This is a genomic window from Pseudoalteromonas sp. CuT4-3, assembly GCF_035666335.1.
Classification (GTDB): domain Bacteria; phylum Pseudomonadota; class Gammaproteobacteria; order Enterobacterales; family Alteromonadaceae; genus Pseudoalteromonas; species Pseudoalteromonas atlantica.
In genome coordinates, this window is the sequence record NZ_CP142030.1 from 239,301 (window position 1) to 258,638 (window position 19,338).

General features: G+C 39.5%; 14 protein-coding genes and 1 pseudogene. 12 read left to right on the plus strand and 3 right to left on the minus strand.

Translation table 11 applies throughout. The features are described 5' to 3' along the window. Positions 1-307 precede the first annotated feature (307 nt). Positions 308-1,750: an IS1182 family transposase gene (locus VOI46_RS01145; protein ID WP_324738126.1), complete on the plus strand. Its 1,443-nt coding sequence runs from the start codon at positions 308-310 to the stop codon at positions 1,748-1,750. 429 nt (positions 1,751-2,179) lie between these two features. Here the strand turns inward: VOI46_RS01145 and VOI46_RS01150 are convergent, their stop codons facing one another. From VOI46_RS01150 to VOI46_RS01160, 3 genes are all read right to left on the minus strand, one after another. After that, positions 2,180-2,509 carry a hypothetical protein gene (locus VOI46_RS01150; protein ID WP_004588150.1) on the minus strand — a complete coding sequence of 110 codons (330 nt, stop codon included), beginning with the start codon at positions 2,507-2,509 and terminating at the stop codon, positions 2,180-2,182. A 282-nt stretch (positions 2,510-2,791) separates the two neighbouring features. Beyond that, on the minus strand, positions 2,792-4,225 hold the full coding sequence (locus VOI46_RS01155) for a DEAD/DEAH box helicase family protein (RefSeq protein WP_004588151.1): 1,434 nt from the start codon (positions 4,223-4,225) through the stop codon (positions 2,792-2,794). Further along, complete coding sequence (locus VOI46_RS01160; protein WP_004588152.1) at positions 4,222-4,746, minus strand: hypothetical protein; 525 nt, start codon at positions 4,744-4,746, stop codon at positions 4,222-4,224. The genes VOI46_RS01155 and VOI46_RS01160 overlap by 4 nt, the downstream gene beginning before the upstream one ends. A 100-nt stretch (positions 4,747-4,846) precedes the next feature. On the opposite strand from VOI46_RS01160, the gene VOI46_RS01165 reads away from it, so the two are divergent. The 11 genes and pseudogenes from VOI46_RS01165 to VOI46_RS01215 all read left to right on the plus strand — a co-directional run bounded on the left by VOI46_RS01165 (position 4,847) and on the right by VOI46_RS01215 (position 19,335). Further along, positions 4,847-5,083, plus strand: a complete 237-nt coding sequence (locus tag VOI46_RS01165) for a helix-turn-helix transcriptional regulator (protein WP_004588153.1) — start codon at positions 4,847-4,849, stop codon at positions 5,081-5,083. A 150-nt stretch (positions 5,084-5,233) separates the two neighbouring features. Then, positions 5,234-6,700, plus strand: coding sequence for an N-6 DNA methylase (locus VOI46_RS01170; RefSeq protein WP_004588154.1), 1,467 nt, complete (start codon positions 5,234-5,236; stop codon positions 6,698-6,700). Further along, on the plus strand, positions 6,700-7,872 hold the full coding sequence (locus tag VOI46_RS01175; RefSeq protein ID WP_004588155.1) for a restriction endonuclease subunit S: 1,173 nt from the start codon (positions 6,700-6,702) through the stop codon (positions 7,870-7,872). The genes VOI46_RS01170 and VOI46_RS01175 overlap by 1 nt, the downstream gene beginning before the upstream one ends. After that, positions 7,872-10,382, plus strand: a complete 2,511-nt coding sequence (locus VOI46_RS01180) for a type I restriction endonuclease subunit R (protein ID WP_004588156.1) — start codon at positions 7,872-7,874, stop codon at positions 10,380-10,382. Before VOI46_RS01175 ends, VOI46_RS01180 begins: the two co-directional genes overlap by 1 nt. A 140-nt stretch (positions 10,383-10,522) precedes the next feature. Further along, positions 10,523-11,545, plus strand: a complete 1,023-nt coding sequence (locus VOI46_RS01185) for a CHAT domain-containing protein (protein WP_324738127.1) — start codon at positions 10,523-10,525, stop codon at positions 11,543-11,545. A 217-nt stretch (positions 11,546-11,762) separates the two neighbouring features. Next, entirely contained in the window at positions 11,763-12,455 is a 693-nt protein-coding gene (locus VOI46_RS01190) for a DNA-3-methyladenine glycosylase I (protein WP_004588158.1), read from the plus strand. Between the two features lie 150 nt (positions 12,456-12,605). Beyond that, positions 12,606-12,797 (plus strand): annotated as a pseudogene (locus tag VOI46_RS01195) (3-methyladenine DNA glycosylase); the annotation flags it as partial. A 2-nt stretch (positions 12,798-12,799) separates the two neighbouring features. Further along, positions 12,800-14,206: a protein adenylyltransferase SelO family protein gene (locus tag VOI46_RS01200; RefSeq protein ID WP_004588160.1), complete on the plus strand. Its 1,407-nt coding sequence runs from the start codon at positions 12,800-12,802 to the stop codon at positions 14,204-14,206. Positions 14,207-14,540: 334 nt separating this feature from the next. Continuing rightward, positions 14,541-15,599: an OmpA family protein gene (locus VOI46_RS01205; protein WP_004588161.1), complete on the plus strand. Its 1,059-nt coding sequence runs from the start codon at positions 14,541-14,543 to the stop codon at positions 15,597-15,599. 308 nt (positions 15,600-15,907) lie between these two features. After that, positions 15,908-18,505: a bifunctional aconitate hydratase 2/2-methylisocitrate dehydratase gene (acnB, locus tag VOI46_RS01210; RefSeq protein ID WP_004588162.1), complete on the plus strand. Its 2,598-nt coding sequence runs from the start codon at positions 15,908-15,910 to the stop codon at positions 18,503-18,505. Positions 18,506-18,702: 197 nt separating this feature from the next. Continuing rightward, positions 18,703-19,335 carry a 2OG-Fe dioxygenase family protein gene (locus tag VOI46_RS01215; protein WP_004588163.1) on the plus strand — a complete coding sequence of 211 codons (633 nt, stop codon included), beginning with the start codon at positions 18,703-18,705 and terminating at the stop codon, positions 19,333-19,335. Positions 19,336-19,338: the final 3 nt, after the last annotated feature.

Genomic DNA, 19,338 nt, shown 5'->3' on the forward strand with positions numbered 1-19,338 from the left:
TAGCGTGGGGTTATTGAGTAGATGAACGAAAAGAAAGATTAGATTTAACAATAAACTAATAGTCATGACTGCTTTGTCGGAATATTTGTCGTTAAACAGGCCAAAGCTAACTTCCGCTTTCGTATCTTTGCAGTCTTAATCTCTATGTGTCTCAAGGTCGGATTATGGCACAGACTGTGTGAAAACTCTGATCACCTTTTGGTCTAAGTATGTTCTGCTTATGATCTATTAATCTATACATTTAGTTCACTTAATATACTGATATTTATATAATTAGACTATTGATTCAGTTGAGGGTTGAGGCAGTATGTCAAAGTTTATAAGCGGTGAAAGTCGTGACCAATCAACGTTATTTCCAGAATCGTTGGAAGATTACGTCAGTGAAGATAATACGGTCAGAGTGATTGATGTTTTCATTGAGGAACTAAATCTAGCTGAATTGGGGTTTAAAGGATTAACTTTAAAGTCCACAGGCCGCCCTAAGTATCATCCTGCCACATTATTAAAACTGTATCTTTATGGTTACCTCAACCGTATTCAATCATCCCGCCGATTAGAAACCGAATGCCAACGCAATATTGAACTGATGTGGCTACTTGGTAAGTTGGCACCCGACTTTAAAACGATTGCTGATTTTAGAAAAGACAACGGAGATGGTATAAAAAATGTGTGCAAAACGTTTGTTGAAGTCTGCCGTCGTCTGAATATGTTTGAGAAACCAGTTGTTGCCATCGATGGTAGTAAGTTTAAAGCTAGCAACAACAAAGGCAATAATTTTACGCCAAGCAAAGTTAAATTCCACATCGACCGAGTCGAAAAGAACATTGAACGTTACCTTGAATTACTTGATGAAGCCGATAAAGAGCAAGCTAACGTCACAAAAATTAAAGCCACAAAAGATAGGCTAGCTGACTTTCGCAGCCAGTTAAAAAAACTACACGAGATTAAAGAACAAGTTGAAGCTCATCCTGACAAGCAAATATCCACTACTGATCTTGATTCACGTTTAATGAAAACTCAAGGTTTTACAAGAGTTGTGAGTTATAACGTGCAAAGTGCGGTTGATACCAAGCACCACCTTATAGTGGCGCATGAGGTGACCAACGTGCCAGATAGAGGCCAGCTTGCGTCAATGACAAAACTCGCACAAAAAGCATTGCGCAAGGAAGATATAAGGGTATTAGCAGATAAAGGTTACTTCAGTCAGCCCGATATAAAAGATACTATCGATTTGGGTGCAGAGCCAATCATGCCCAAGACGGATACATCGTCCTCTGAAAAGAAAGGGATATTTAACCGCTCACTCTTCAAATACGATGCAAATAAAGATATTTACTTATGCCCCGCTGGTAATGAACTTCAAAATCGAATGCAGATATTTGAGCAAGGTAAATACCTTGATGTTTACTTCAATCACATTGCTTGTCGAGATTGTAAAATAAGAAGTCAGTGCACTAACTCTAAAAAAGACCCTAGGCGAATAAGGCGGTGGGTGCATGAGATTCTGACAGAAGAAATGCTTCAAAAGCTAAAGAATGAACCTGAATTGATGCTTCATCGCAAGCAAACTGTTGAGCACCCCTTTGGCACAATTAAACTCTGGATGGGAGCTACCCACTTACTAACACGAGGTTTAAAAAGCGTGAGTACAGAAATAAGTCTTCATGTTCTGGCTTACAACTTCAGAAGAATGCTCACAATTATGGGAGTTAATGGTCTAAGTAAAGCGATTAGAATAGCGTTGCTATAGCAGTTTCGCTCGCGCGGAGAAAATTGTGATACTGAGAAAAAATCGATCGCAACCATCCTAGATGGTTTTAAACTAAGAACATACCCAAGACAATTTATTAAAAATTAGTTTTTACACAGTCTGGGCACATAGCAGAAGCAATCTATTTAATTTAAGAATGTCTTCGGCTACGATGAACGATAGAGTAAATATGGTGGTTTTAGGGAATGAGTAAGTTTTTCTGACACCGATTAATGCCGATAACTATTACTGAGTTCACTTATTAGCTTTTAGTGCAGTTGAAAATTAGCTTTTAATGCAAAATTAATAAAATTTACAGCATGACATTCCTTCCCTTTGTTTGCTTAAAGTAGTCATGAAGGGCTCATTATCTGCAATGGCGAGTAACTATGCGAATCGTATTTTTGTGTATAAGAAGGCGCTTTACGTCTATTTATCTTCCATAATCTCTTTCAACGTAATGCGCTTTAGCTTTGGGCCATCTGGGTAGCCTTTTGCTAACAAGTCCTCTAATACTCCGCCAGTGTAAAAGGTGTAGCCATTTTCTTCATCAATAGGGAGCTCATACGTAGAGCCAGATATTTGGGGCCATACCCAGTAATTTTCACATGGTGATAGGCGAGGTAATACCATTGAGCCTGAACTCACTCTCCAAGCATCGTTATCTTTCCATGAACAAAATAAAAGATAGCATGCTTTATCATCCATTGTTTGGAATGTTAGAACAACCCACCCATCTGGTTTGTGTTTATTAGCCATTACTCTTATCCCGCATTTGATCAAATGAAAATTGAATACAGCCTAACTCTTTACCTCAAAATTTTTTTGATTCTAGCAATACTCATTTTTACACTGACAAAAAAACGATTGTGAGCTATTACTAGTTTTTATAACTCAAGAAAATGCTCGTATATCCTAGTCTAATTCTATCCTTAAACGCTCAGCATTTTTATATCTACACCTTAAATTTAGTTATATTTCCTCGTGTAACTGAAATCGATGTTGTCTGTAGAGATCTACTTGAGGTAAATTCTAGCGTATTTACCGTAATTCACTTAACCCCAAAGCAATAGCCTCTTGCTGAAAGCGGCCTGATATATTAATAATTCGCTCATAGGCGTCGGTTAAAAAATGCTCCTCTGTCGCTTCAGATCTATTGCTCATAGCTGGTTGCTCAAAAAAGTCAGCAAAGTTATCAAAATCGAACTGGGTTTTGGAAGGTTTTTTACTTTGTTTATTAAAAGTCATTTTACTTAAATCTTTATCTTCAGTAGGCTCTTCAGCAGTAGCTTTCATCTTTTCAAACTTAACTACATCAGCTTCTAATGGAACATCTTGATTAACTCTAAACGCGTACTCTAAAAGCTTAGGTTCGGCGGGCATGTACATAATAGCTTCTTGGTTTTTAGAGTTTGTTATCCTCAATATACGGCCCAATATTTGTCTAAAATGCATTTCTGTTTTTATGTTTGTAAGGTGACAGCAAACCTGTAAACGAGGAATGTTTGTACCTTCGCTAATCATACCAACAGAAATAATCCACTTAGTTTGTGCATACCTAAACTGCTGAATAATACTTGTAGGTTCATTTTCTCGGTAGGTTACAACAGTGCTATCCTCGTCAAAGTGAGTTCGCATTAACATAGAGATTTGATGGGCATGCTCAACAGACGATGCAACAATTAATCCTGCTGCATCGGGGTTTTTCAATCTGATTGAAGTAAGCTTTTTTTGAGCTGAAGAAACCATGTATTTTATTACCGCTTCATTTTCAATAACTTCTTGATAAGAAACGCCAGAGTCGGTTAATAACGCTTTAAAGCTGTTAAATGTCTTGGTTTCAGCGTCATCCACAACTGTAATGCGGCTATTATCAACAGCTACTATTTGTGGAATCCGACAAACATTATCTCCAATAGCCTCAGAAAGCCCGTAAACGTAATCACACGCTATTTTATTGTTAGGCTGTTGATATGATGAAAGAACAATAGGAGCAGCGTCAGAGCGCCAAGGAGTGCCTGTTAAGGCTAATGTGTACTGTGCTTTATTTTGAATGTTAAGAATTATCTGCTCACCCCAAGCATTGGCGTTGTCAATATTAGAGCCAGCACAATGATGAATTTCATCAAATATTACAAAAACACGATATCGTTCAAATAGCTGCCAAAAGTGCACATCTAAATACTGTAAGCTTTGATAGGTTAAAGCTCTACCTTTAGCGCCAATAAGCCCATCAAATCGTTCATTCGTTTTTAGCTGTAAGCTTTCCTTAAAGTCTTGAGAAACAATAGATGACGGTGAAAAACAAATAATCACATCGACCATATTATTTTTTAATAACTGGTTAGCTAATTCCGAAGCCATTAAGGTTTTACCCGCCCCTGGAGTTGCCAAAGCTAAAAAGTGGCTATCTCCATTCTGATATTGTGCAAGCGCTAAATTAATACATTCGGCTTGCCATAGTCTTAGTTTCATATTTTCTCTAATGCTTCGTTTTGCTTCAGTAAGCCTTCAATTGCTCTAATTTTGCCAAGTATTCTGGTGTTGTTGTCTCTGGCTTTGTTATATTGGGGCTGAAGTTCATCTACTAATTCGGGTGACTCCAAATAAAGCTCTTTATATGCCTCAGATTCACCCATATTCAATAATAGCTCGGCTTTGTAATGATTTAACTTACTAAGTAACAGCGCGTATTTATCATCCGCCTTTTCTGTAGTTGCAATAGGTATGGCACTAGCTAAGTGAGTAATTGTCTCAACGTTAAAGCTCTCAGTTTTATTGAATCGCGTAAATCCTTTTTTATTTGATACCACCTTTTTCAGCCAGCCTTTTTTAACAAGCTTGACCAATTCGGCATATATACTTCGCCTAACTGCTGTAGGTACTAAAGAAGAATCACTTTTTAATGCTAAGTACGCCGAGCGTACATCGCTTGTTGTAAAGTTATCAAAATTTGGTGCAACAATAATTTGAGCTACGAGAGGGTCAAATTTCAAAGTAAATCCTAATAAACTTCTTATAATAATGGGTATTATAGGGCGTGGTAGTTAAGCCCTCAACATGAAAATCTAATCATTTTGCCTTGAGGAAAATCAGGTGAGTGATTTAGTTAAACATTTTGGTGAAAAGCTACGAGAAAAACGCAAAGAAGCAGGCTATTCGCAAGAAGGTTTTGCCGCCTATGTCGGTATAGAGCGCGGTAATTACGGAAAAATGGAAAGAGGCAATGTTAATATTAAGCTCGAAACCTTATATAAATTAGTAAACGCATTAAATTGTGAGTTTGAAGAGATACTACCGGCAAGGCAAAAGTATAAAATTGACCTAGATTAACCAAAAACTACTTGGTACCAATATATTATTAATTTTTTAATTAATTAGGGTATATTAATCACTATTACCTCAGGAATATAAATAAGCGAGTGAGTTGCTTTTAGTAAAAAAATCACCTTAAACTCATTGGCTAATAAGGACTTAATTTACATGTTTGAACAAACCTTTAAAAATATCGACGACATTTTCCATAAAGACGCAGGCTGCTCTAGTGAACTAGACTACACCGAGCAATCGTCGTGGATGCTATTTTTAAAATATCTTGATGACTTAGAGTTTACTAAGTCTCAAGAAGCCGAGTTAATGGCGGAAGATTACCAATATATTATTGATGCAGAGTACCGTTGGAGCTCATGGGCCGCACCTAAAACTGCTAATGGTGAGTTTGATCACGATAACGCCTTAACCGGTAGCGACTTAATGGATTTTGTCGATGGCGAGTTATTCCCTTACCTTAAAGGTTTTAAGTTACGTGCTAAAAGCCCAGACACTATTGAATACAAAATTGGTGAGATTTTTAGCGAAATCAAAAACAAAATTCAAAGTGGTTATTCACTGCGTGACGCGCTCGAAAAAGTAGATGAACTTCGCTTTCGCTCACAAGAAGAAAAGCACGAGCTTTCTCACTTGTACGAAGTAAAAATCAAAAACATGGGTAACGCTGGCCGTAACGGGGGCGAATACTACACACCACGCCCATTAATCCGCGCCATGATAGACATATTACAGCCACAAATAGGCGAAACCATATACGATGGTGCAGCAGGCTCGGCAGGTTTCTTATGTGAAGCTTATGACTACCTTCGCCAAGGCGGTGCCAGTAAAAAGCAGCTTTCAACCAGCGACTTAAAAACTTTGCAAGAAAACACTTTCTACGCCAAAGAGAAAAAGTCGTTAGCGTACGTTATCGCCATTATGAACATGATTTTGCATGGTATTGAAGCACCTAACGTTATTCACACCAATACGCTGGGCGAAAACCTACAAGACATTACCCCAACCAACCAGCACGATATTGTATTGGCTAACCCGCCATTTGGCGGTAAAGAGCGTAAAGAAGTTCAGCAAAACTTCCCGATTAAGACCGGTGAAACTGCCTTCTTGTTTTTGCAGCACTTTATCAAAATGCTCAAGCCTGGTGGCCGTGCCGCTATTGTTATTAAAAACACCTTCTTATCCAATACCGATAACGCCGCCATTGCCTTGCGTAAAGAGCTATTAGAAAACTGCAACTTACACACCGTGCTAGATTGCCCAGCAAAAACCTTTTTAGGCGCAGGGGTAAAAACTGTGGTGTTGTTTTTTACCAAAGGCGAACCAACACAAAAAACATGGTTCTATCAGCTAGACCCTGGCCGTAGTTTAGGTAAAACGAACCCATTAAACGATAACGATTTAAAAGAATTTATCGAGCTACAAAAGGGCTTTGAAGACAGTGCTAAGTCTTGGTCATTGGCGACGTCTGAACTAGATGATGCAACTTGGGATTTATCGGTTAAAAACCCCAACCAAGCAGAAGAAGCGCCCCTGCGTGAACCGCAAGCCATCATTGAAGAAATTATTGCGCTGGATAAAGAGAGTGAAGCGATTCTGAGTAAGATTCAGGAGTTGTTGTGATGGCTCTTTCTACGAATACAGATTGGAGGTATGGAGTACTGGAAGATGCTGTTACTAAAGGCTCCTCCAATATTTCACACGGTAAAATAAAAGACGATGATGGACCTTATCCAGTTTTCGGTGCTAAGGGCTATATACAGAATATTTCTTTCTACCAACAAGAAAATGACTACATAGCAATAATTAAAGACGGTGCAGGGATTGGTCGTGTTTCAGTGCATCCTGCAAAGTCATCTGTATTAGCTACAATGCAATACCTATTACCAAAGGAAGGCTTTGACTTACGTTTTATCAAATATTTTCTAGAGTCTTTAGATTTTGAGGAATATAGAACAGGAAGTACGATTCCTCATATATATTTTAAAGATTATAAATCTGCACCTTTCCCTTTAATTTCTGTCCCCGAACAAAAACGCATCGTCGCCATTCTCGATCAAGCCTTTGCCGATATAGAACAAGCCCGCGCCAAGACCGAGCAAAACCTCAAAAACGCCCGCGAGCTGTTTGAAAGCTACTTGCAGCAAGTGTTTAGCCAGCGTGGTGAGGGATGGGTTGAGAAAAAACTAGAGGAATTATTAGATATCGGTTCTAGTAAACGAATTTACGAGACTGATTGGGCTCGCGAAGGTGTCCCTTTTTTTGGTGGTAAAGAGATTGTTCAATTAGCAAAGTATGGCACTGCTACCAGCAATGCATATATTTCTGAAGAAAAATATTTGGAGTACGCATCAAAATATGATATGCCGAAAAAAGGTGATATTTTGATGACAGCACGTGGAACCATTGGAGTTGGCTACATTGTTAAAGACGGTGATAAGTTCTATTACAAAGATGGAAATATTATATCTCTTCGACCTAAAGAATTTACAAATTCGCAGTTCATTTTATACGCGTTTAAATCAAGACAAATTATTGAACAGATCCAAGGACTTTCTGGAACAACAGTCAATCACTTACCCTTAAGAAAAGCGAAAGAGATTCTTCTAAATACACCAGATTTCGATGCGCAAAATGTCTCTGTTCTAAAAATAGAAAAAATGGAAGCTAATTACCTTCGTTTAGTACGTATCTATGAAAGAAAATTACGATCAATCGACGAACTCAAAAAATCCATCTTACAAAAAGCCTTTTCAGGTGAGTTAACCAAAGAAAAAGAAGGAGCGGTGGCCTAATGTCACAAGCAAGGATGCGTAACGAAGCCGACACCAGAGCTGATTTAATCGACCCTAAGTTAGTCGCTGCCGGTTGGGGTGAAGTTGATAACAGCTTTATTCGGCGTGAGCTTATTTGCCCTGGCCAAATTATGGCCGGAGGTAAACGCGCTAATAAAGTGCCGTGTGATTATGTGCTGGTATACAAAGGCCGAAAGCTTGCCGCCGTAGAAGCAAAAAAAGAAAGCCTAACTTATAGCGAAGGTGTGCGCCAAGCCAAAGACTACGCAAAGCGTCTGCAATGCCGTATTGCGTATGCTACCAACGGCCATGATATTTACCAGATTGATATGCTTACAGGCATTGAGACGCTAGTAAATGAATACTTATCACCGCAAGAGCTTTGGGAGCTTACCTTTGAGCAAAAAGGTGATACACCAGAAGCCTCTTTTACCACAGCTTGGCGTGATGCATTTTCTACCATTCCCTTTGAAGCCAAAGGCGATTGGGCACCGCGTTATTATCAAGAAAATGCCATTCATAATGCCCTTGAAGCCATTGCTCAGGGCGAACCACGAATTCTGTTAACGCTTGCTACAGGTACAGGTAAAACCTGTATTAGCTTTCAAACCGCATGGAAGTTATTTCAAACCCGTTGGAGCCTAACCGCGCAAAAAGACATTAGCCTTGCGAAAAAGCGCCCACGTATTTTGTTTTTGGCCGACCGTAATATTTTAGCCAATCAAGCGTTTAACGATTTTGGCTCATTTGGTGAAGACGCCATTGTGCGCATCACCCCTGAAGATATTCGTAAACGAGGCGGCGTGCCGAAAAATGCTAGCGTATTTTTTACAATTTTTCATACCCTTATGTGTGGGCCTAAAACCGAATTAAAAGAAGCCACAACAGAAGAAGATGAAAATATACCACTCAAAAAGGCAGAAAACCCGTATTACGAACAATACCCAGTTGATTTTTTTGATTTGATTATTATTGATGAATGTCACCGTGGTGGCGCAAATGATGAAAGTGCATGGCGTGATATTCTTAATTACTTTGCCCCCGCTGTACAGCTAGGCTTAACCGCCACACCAAAACGTACCGATAACGCCGATACCTATGGTTACTTTGGCGAACCCGTTTACAGCTATACCCTGAAAGAAGGCATTAACGATGGCTTTTTAACGCCATTTAAAGTATTACCCATTGTTGGCACTATGGATGAGTACAAGTACATAGAAGGGGATGGTGTTGTTGTAAAAGGCGATCCTGAGCCTGGTAAACTGTATAAAGAAGGTGACTTTAACCGCATTATTACCATACCTAAGCGCGAAGAGCGCCGTGTACACTATTGGATGGATCGCTTTAATCCTAAAGAGAAAACCATCGTGTTTTGTGCAACACAAGTTCATGCCGGTATGGTGCGCGATTTTATTAATCAGTATGCAGTAAAAAAAGGCTGGACTACCAATACTAACTATTGTGTTCGTGTTACCGCTAACGATGGCGTAGCGGGTGAAAACGATTTAAAAACCTTTTGTGATAACGAAAAAACCATTCCGACAATTTTAACCACGTCACGCAAACTCTCTACAGGCGTAGATGCACGTAATGTACGCAATATTGTGCTTATGCGGCCTTGTAATAACATGATTGAATTTAAACAGATCATTGGCCGTGGCACTCGCACATACGATGGCAAAGACTACTTTACCATTTACGACTTTGTAAAAGCGCACCATAACTTTGCTGACCCAGCTTGGGACGGTGAACCAATACCCAACAAAGTATGCCCAGAGTGCGGCACAACTCCATGCCAATGTGAAGACACTGGCGGCGATGGTGCCGGTGAAAAGAAACCATGCAAGGTATGTGAACAAAAACCGTGTGTTTGCGAAAAGCCAGAGCCTGAAGGCTGTGAAAAATGTGGCGAAAGACCATGTGTGTGTGAAAAGCTCGAAATAAAGCTCTCAGACGGCCGTACACGACAAATTAAGCATATATCTTCAGCAATGTACTGGAGTGCTGAAGGCAAGCCCATTACAGCTAAAGAGTTTGTTGAACGTATGTTTGACGACTTACCACGCTTTTTTGAAAACGAAGACCAACTACGCGAAATCTGGAGCGACCCAACCACTCGCGAAAAGTTATTAGAAGACTTAACTGAAGCGGGTTACGACAGTGAAAAACTCGACAGCATGAAGGCCGTAATTGATGCTCAAGACAGCGATGTATACGATGTTTTATCGTACGTAGCGTATGCCTCAGAGGCACAAACACGCACAGAACGAGCTCAACAAGCAAAACCTAAAATAAATTCAGCGTTTAGCGACTATAAACAACAAGAGTTTATCAACTTTATATTAAGTAAATATATTGAAGATGGCGTTCAAGAACTCGCACCTAAAAAAATGCGCAGCTTAGTAGAGCTTAAATACAACACTATTAACGACGCCGCCATTGAGTTTGGTTCGCCAGCCGCGATACGCGATACGTTTATTGGTTTTCAGAAGTATTTGTATGTAAGGTAATTAGCAAGAAACGTATATAGCTAAGTGCATTTACTTCTTCGATTATTAGCTTTTGTTTTTTGCATTTAACCTTGATTAATTTACAAAGAATAAGTGAACTTTAGTCTGCTGAGTTCAGTAATGAGGGTAAAGAAATGGCAATGATTGATACACATAGAAGAAGTGTTGCGCGTAAGCAAGACGAGGCTATTCGTTTATCTGAGCAAAAATCAAAAGAGTACGCAAAAATTGCTGGGTTTAATAATAAAATTCAAGCTGCTACACGCCAGATGAATTCGTCTAAATCAGCTACAACGATTAATAATAAGCTAAAAGAAATTAATAGAAACCATGAAAGCATAAGTAAATTAGAAAAAAAAATTGTAGAGCTTGAAAGGAAAATAGTTAAAAAAAATAAGGAACTCCAAGCTGAAAAGAGTAAGTTAGACAAAGAAGAACTGAAAGAAAATAAAAAATTACAACAACAGCAGAGTAAACTTCAAAATGAGCAAGTTAAAGCTCTTAATACGGTAAACAGAACTCTTTTAGAGCATTCAAATGCTATTGATGCTCTCAATGAGCTGCCAGAAGAAATTACTGTACTTTTCTTTGCATCAAATCCTAGAGATCAAGGGCAGTTAGGCTTGGATGAAGAAGTAAGGTCTATTAAAGAAATGATTGCTAAGTCTCGTCATCGTGACGTAATAAAACTTGAGTCATGTTGGGCTGTAAGGCCAGGGGATATACTTCAGAATATTAATGAATATCAGCCTACGATTGTTCACTTCAGCGGACATGGTAGTGACAACGATGAGCTTGTTCTTATGGACAATAATTCGAATACCAAACTTGTTTCTATGGCCTCTATTGTTCATGCGATGAGTGTAGCTAATGAAAGTTTAAGATTGGTTTTTTTCAATACATGTCATTCACACAACCAAGCTAGTAACGTTATTGAACATATTGAGTGTGCGATTGGCATGAATACATCAATCACAGATAACGCAGCTCAAGTATTCTCAGCACAATTTTATTCATCACTTGGCTTTGGCTTATCAGTCGAAAAGTCTTTTAATCAGGCTAAAGCAGCTTTAATGCTTGAAGGTATATCAGAGGAAAACACGCCAGCTTTGTTTGTAAAAGCTGGCAGTAATGCCTCGGAGGTTTGTATTGTCGCGGAATAAAGTCAGTTACGAGTAGTTATAATTATTCGGAGCCTTGTCTTGATGTCCTAAATAAGCATTGATAGACGGTGCAAGGGTTACGTGTTGGTTCAGGTTAACCTTTTACCTCCTCCGTCTAAATAATTAAATGTGTGTGAGGCTAAGCCATCATAGTATCTACTTAATAAGCAGACTTTATTTAACAACCAATAAAATATATGAAGTGAGACTAATTTTGATGGAAACCTTTGAAAAACTATATCAGCGAGCTATCGAAAGAAAAGGTGGTGAAAAAGCATTATTAAATTTAATAAGCAAACCTTTAAGTACTGATAAGTTACTCAATATCCCTAGTGATCGAGTGTTATCTGAAATGACTAAGAAGGTTTTTCAATCAGGATTTGTCTGGTCCGTTGTTGAGAAAAAGTGGGAGTCATTTGAAGATGTATTTTGGGGATTCGATATTGAAAAATTAATTATGATGCCTGATGACATGCTTGAACGTAAAGCCAAAGATCCTGCAATTATACGCAATTATAATAAAGTAAAAACGATTCGGGAAAATGCATTCATGCTAAAAGAAATTAGTGATGAATATGGCTCTGTTGGAAAATGGCTTGCTGAATGGCCTGATAAAAACATCATTGGTTTATGGGCATACTTAAAAGCTAATGGTAGCAGGTTGGGAGGCAATACTGGGCCTTATGCTCTACGTAAACTAGGTAAGGATACTTTTATACTTAGCAAAGACGTAGAAGCATACTTTAGAAGCTATGGACTAATAGACGGGGGACTTACTACTAAACGAAGTTTAAATACTATCCAAGAAACATTTTTAAAATGGCAGTCCGAATCAAAGCTTAGTTTGCAAGAGATAAGTCAAATTGTTGCGTATTCGATAGGCGATAACCATGTTGGTTATCCTAAATAACTCGGATTAAAAATAGTAACATTGGTTCTGAAAAATAAAGTGAAATTAAATAATGCCTTCATTTTTACAACAGTTTTTGTTACTGAGGCTAAAACCGCATTAAACAAGGCTGGTAACATTTTAAGTAAATTTATAGATGTGATTAGATCTTTAGAAAGTTACCTAAGAGCGCACAAAATTATAGATGGCGGCCTGCAAACTAAAAAATCACTCACTGCCGCACAGGCGTTTTTTAACGAAATGCAAAAGCAAAGTGGTTTGAGCCTGCAAGAACTTAGCTTAATTGTGGCTTACAGCGTGGGCGATAATCGCGTAGGCATAAGCCAACAAACAGAGGATTAACCATGAAACTAGTGCCAAGATACACAGACATAGCAGATAACTTCGCAATAGAGGACAGTCCATCAAGCGTTGCTGCCCCGCAATTGCTGCTGTGGAACGAAGCGTTAGCACAGCTGTTTAATATAGATGTTGAGCCAGCGCTGCGCGCCAGTACTTTTGCTGGTAACGAGCCACAACCGGTAAATGCTGTAGCGCTTGGCTATTCTGGGCATCAGTTTGGGCACTTTTCGCCGCGCTTGGGTGATGGGCGAGCGCACTTACTGGGTGCTATCAGCGATGATAAAAATCAGCTGTGGGATATTCAGTTAAAAGGCTCAGGCGCCACGCCTTTTTCAAGAGGAGGCGATGGACGATGTGCACTAGGCCCCGCTATTCGCGAGTATATTATGAGCGAGGCTATGCACGGCTTAGGGATTAAAACCACGCGGTGTTTGGCTGTTGTAGGCACAGGTGAAGCTGTTTATCGTAATCCGCCGCAACCAGGCGCAATTGTTACCCGCTTAGCAAGTAGCCATATTCGCGTTGGCTCGTTTCAGTATTTAGCAACTCAAGGTGATGTAGAGGGATTAAAAAAATTAGCTGATGTAGCCATTGAGCGTCATTACCCAAGTATTCAATCAGCAGGGGCTCAGCGCTATTTAGACTTTTTAGCAGCCGTTATAAATAGTCAGCTAGCGCTGGTTATTAGCTGGATGCGAGTAGGCTTTATTCATGGCGTTATGAATACTGATAATACCTTGATAAGCGGCGAAACTATCGACTACGGCCCGTGTGCAATGATGAATACCTTTGATTTTGATACCGTGTTTAGCTCAATTGATAAGCAAGGTCGCTATGCCTATGGTAATCAGCCAAATATTGTAAGTTGGAACTGCGCGCGTTTAGCTGAGAGCCTAATCCCGCTAATAGATGAAGATGACGAACAAGCTGTAAGTTTAATGACGCCGCTAATTAATCAGTTTTCTACGTTATTTAACGCGCAATATAATCAAATGTGGGCACAAAAATTAGGCTTAGCAGGTTATAACGAAGACGATGTAGAGCTTGTAAGTAAGTTATTATTGTTATTTCAAGAGCATAAGCTCGATTACACCAATACCTTTGATGCCCTAACCGAGTCGCTAAAGGCTGGCAAAGTGCCAGATGAATTAACGCAATGGGCTCCGTTATGGCAAAAAAGATGTGATGAAAACAGCTATAATCTAATGAGAGCGGCTAACCCAAGGGTTATACCGCGTAATCACATCGTCGAAGAAATACTTGCGCAATATAATCAACACGGCGAGAGCGAACTACTAAGCGACTTCTTAGCGGTGATGAGTAACCCATATGATAAAACAGCTAATTTAGCCCGCTTTCAAGAGAAAGGTAAAGATGACAAGGGCTATCAAACTTTTTGCGGTACTTAAGTATTGTAATTAATTGTAAGTTTTTGATTATAAATAGTCATTTTTGAATAATGCAGTGTACAATGATTGAGCAGTTACACACTCGGTGGTATTGTGCGCATTCATAAAAAGTAACTATTTATAAATTACCATAATTTATTAATTGCAGATTAGGTAAAAATTTTTACTTAACCTACAATTGGTGGTTGGAATGCCTGTAGATCGTTGAAAAAATTTATAAACTTTATTTTTCGTTAAGTATCGATTAACAAAAGCTCGGGTAGTGTGTACAAAACTGGTTGAGCTAGTATTGATTAGCTACAATTTTCTAAGTTGTTAAAATGGGAAGAAAACAATGAAATTAAAATCACTTACAATTGCAATTGCGTTAGCTGCAACTAGCGCGTCTACATTCGCTGCCGATAAAGAAGAAGGTTTCTACATTGGTGCATTTGGTGACTACTATGATGCGTCATGGGAAAACATGCGCGCTCAAGCTGGCCTTGACGTAAACGAGTCAACTGGTTGGGGTGTAGAAGCAGGTTACCGTTTCAGCGATTACTGGAGCGCACGCCTTGAGTATGCAGATATGGACTTTAACGCGTTCGATAAAGCTGCGGGCAATCGTAATAATATCGACGGCGAGCGTTACGGTATTGATGCGCTTTACCACCTTGACGGCGGTCCTTTCTACGGTCTATTCGGTATTAAAGAAATGGACGTAGTAGATGACAACACATTCTTAAACGCAGGTGTTGGTTACCAACACTTTATTACTGATGGCTTTTTCGTAAACGCTGAAACTGCGGTATACCAAGGTCTTGATAAAGGTTACACAGATGTAGGTGCTAAAATTGGTATTAACTACTTATTTGGCCAAAACTCTATGCCTGCACAGCCTGTAGAGCCAGCGCCTACAGCAGTAGTAGAAGTACCTGTAGAACCTAAAGACAGCGACAACGACAACATCCTAGATAAAGATGATAAATGTCCTAACACGCCAATGACAGACGCTGTTGATGGCGATGGCTGTACTTTATACGAAGACCGTGAAGTAACAACAAGCTTATTAGTTACTTTCCCACATGATTCTGCACAAGTTGGTCAACGTTACTTTGACGACATTGCATCAGTATCTGAGTTTTTAAAAGAGCACGAAGATACAACTGTACTACTTGAAGGCCACGCGTCAGCGGTAGGTAATGCAAACTACAACAAGATGCTTTCTAAAAAGCGTGCTGATGATGTAGCACAAGAGCTAATTAAAGATGGCATTGCTGAAGATCGCATTACAACTGTTGGCCTAGGCGAAGAACGTCTTAAAAACACAGCTAACACGAAAGAAGCTCACGCTGAAAACCGTCGTGTAGAAGCACATGTAAAATCTATTGAACGTGTAAAAGTTAAGCGTTAATAGTTACTTACTTTATTTTAAAAACCCAGCTTAGTGCTGGGTTTTTTTATGCCTTTAAAACAGCATATGCAGTATTAGCCTGATTAAACAAGAATGATTATTACTTAACAAACATTCACGAAAATAGAATTTATGCTTACCACTATTCATAATATTTATAGTCGGTATAATCAGTTGCTTAGCTGGATGGATTTTCATCTATACATAAAAGCTTTATAATCCCGCGTTAGAATACTATAAGTATTGGGTTACTTTTTTTGCGCATGAGGCGCTACCGAATACTTTCACGTCACCAAGAGGGCAATATTGTGCTACAAGAATATCGTAAACACGTAGAAGAACGTGCCGCGTTAGGTATCGTACCAGCGCCATTAGATGCTCAGCAAACGGCTGATCTTATTGAACTAATTAAAAACCCACCAGCGGGTGAAGAAGAGTTCATCTTAGATTTACTAATCAACCGCGTACCACCAGGCGTTGATGATGCAGCATACATTAAAGCAGGCTTTTTAGCGGCAGTTGCTAAAGGCGAAGCACAATCTCCATTAGTATCTAAAGAAAAAGCAGCAGAATTATTAGGTACAATGTTAGGTGGTTACAACATCGCCCCAATGATTGAGCTACTTGATGACGAAACACTTGCGCCTATCGCTGTAAAAGGTCTATCAAACACATTATTAATGTTTGATGCATTTTACGACGTAGAAGAAAAAGCAAAAGCAGGTAACGAGCACGCTAAAAAGATTATTCAATCTTGGGCAGACGCTGAATGGTTTACTAACAAGCCAGCTGTTGCTGAAAAAATCTCTGTTACTGTATTTAAAGTAACCGGCGAGACAAACACTGATGATTTATCACCTGCACCAGATGCATGGTCACGTCCAGATATCCCACTTCATGCTTTAGCAATGCTAAAAAATGAGCGCGACGGTATCACTCCTGACAAAGCGGGTGAAGTAGGTCCAATCACTAAACTTGAAGAATTAAAAACTCAAGGTTTACCGCTTGCATACGTAGGTGACGTTGTAGGTACTGGTTCTTCTCGTAAATCTGCAACTAACTCTGTGCTTTGGTTTATGGGTGATGATATCCCATACGTACCTAATAAGCGCGTTGGTGGTGTATGTTTAGGTAACAAAATTGCGCCTATCTTCTTCAACACAATGGAAGATTCAGGTGCGTTACCAATCGAGTTAAATGTTGATGAGTTCAACATGGGTGATCAAATTGATATTTACCCATACGAAGGTGTAGTTAAGCGCCACGGTACAGATGACGTTATCTCTACTTTTGAGCTTAAATCAGACGTAATTTTAGATGAAGTACGTGCCGGCGGCCGTATTCCTCTAATCATTGGTCGTGGTTTAACAGACAAAGCACGTACCTCTTTAGGTTTAGGTGCTACTGACGTATTTAAAGTACCAGCAGTAACAGAAGTGTCTGATAAAGGCTTTACACTAGCGCAAAAAATGGTTGGTAAAGCATGTAACGTAGCAGGTATTCGCCCTGGCCAATACTGTGAGCCAAAAATGACGACTGTAGGTTCGCAAGATACTACAGGTCCTATGACACGTGATGAGCTTAAAGACTTAGCATGTTTAGGTTTCTCTGCAGATTTAACAATGCAGTCATTCTGTCATACCTCTGCTTACCCTAAACCAATTGACGTAAACACCCACCATACGCTTCCTGATTTCATCATGAACCGTGGCGGTGTTTCACTTCGCCCAGGTGATGGTGTAATTCACTCTTGGTTAAACCGTATGTTATTACCAGATACTGTAGGTACTGGTGGTGATTCACATACACGTTTCCCATTAGGTATTTCGTTCCCAGCGGGTTCAGGTGCAGTAGCGTTCGCAGCAGCAACAGGTGTTATGCCACTTGATATGCCTGAGTCTATTTTGGTTCGCTTTAAAGGTGAAATGCAACCAGGTATCACTTTACGTGACCTAGTACACGCAATCCCTTACTACGGTATTAAGCAAGGCTTATTAACAGTAGAGAAAAAAGGTAAAATCAACGAATTCTCTGGTCGCGTACTAGAAATTGAAGGTGTTGAGCACTTAACTGTTGAACAAGCGTTTGAATTATCAGATGCATCAGCAGAGCGTTCAGCAGCAGGTTGTACTGTTAAGCTTTCTAAAGAGTCTATCAGCGAATACCTTGAGTCTAACATTGTTATGCTTAAGTGGATGATCTCTGAAGGTTACGGCGATGTACGTACAATCGAACGTCGTATTAATGCAATGCAAGAGTGGTTAGCAAACCCAGAACTTATGGAAGCTGACGCTGATGCAGAGTACAAGCACGTTGTAGAAATCGACCTAGCAGAAATTAAAGAGCCAATCCTTTGTGCTCCAAATGACCCAGATGATGCGCGTTTACTTTCTGATGTTACTGGCGAGAAAATCGACGAAGTATTCATCGGTTCTTGTATGACTAACATTGGCCACTTCCGTGCTGCGGGTAAATTACTAGATGGCTTTACTGGTCGTATCCCAACTCAACTTTGGGTAGCTCCACCAACGAAGATGGATAAAGACCAACTAACTGACGAAGGTTACTACGGTATCTTTGGTCGTGTTGGTGCACGTATCGAAACGCCAGGGTGTTCACTGTGTATGGGTAACCAAGCACGTGTTGCTGATAAAGCAACGGTTGTTTCTACCTCAACACGTAACTTCCCTAACCGTTTAGGTACAGGCGCAAATGTATTCTTAGCATCAGCTGAGCTTGCTGCAGTAGCGGCAATTTTAGGTAAATTACCTACACCAGCTGAGTACCAAGAATACGCAGAGAAAATCAATGCAACGGCTGCAGATACATACCGTTACTTGAACTTCCACCGTATGCCTCAGTACACTAAAAAAGCAGACAACGTAATTATTCAGCAAGCTGTATAATTTAAAGCTGTTTTAAAAAACCCGCTTAGGCGGGTTTTTTATTGGCTGAAATAAAATTGAATATTTCATGCTGTAATAAGTTTTAAATGAATTAAATATAACCATTACCCACTTTTTATATAAATAATAAAGCAAATATTCCTTTCTACATGCATTAAAATCTCTTTCAATATTCTCATTATTTTAAGCGAGATTTTATGACTGCATTAAACAACCAGAATTTACTGCAACTTCGTTTTATTAACCAAGCAAATATTGATTTGGTTAAGCCTTCTTTTGATAACCTACCTGCTAATCCATATGCAGATGGTGAATTTCGTAAGCGTCGTTACTCGGTAATTAAATTTCAAAATGGTGAGCTAAAACTACAAGCTGCCAAAGCGTTTGTTCAAGACGATTCTATTAATACCTTTCAGGGTAATGTTGAGCGTACTTATGAAAACTTAGAGCAAAGCTTACTTGAGTCAGAAGGTATGAAAAGCATTGTAAGTGAGTTTTGTGAGCTTACCGGCATTGATGAAGGCCGTGATATTGAAATTCACCAATTTAGAATGCTTGCCATTGATAGCGATACGCCCGCAGCACCTGAAGGTGTGCATCAAGATGGGTTTGACCATGTTTGTGTATGTGGTGTTTCTCACGAAAACTTAGAAGGCGGCGAGCTGCTTGTATACGAAAACAAGCAAGCAGAACCGTGTTTTAAAATGGAAATTAAAGACGGAATGTTTGCACTAATAAACGACCGTCAAGTTTGGCACAATGCAACGCCAATGAACAAAGTAGATACAAACAAGCCAGGTTACCTGGATTGTTTTGTACTTACCTCTTAAGGA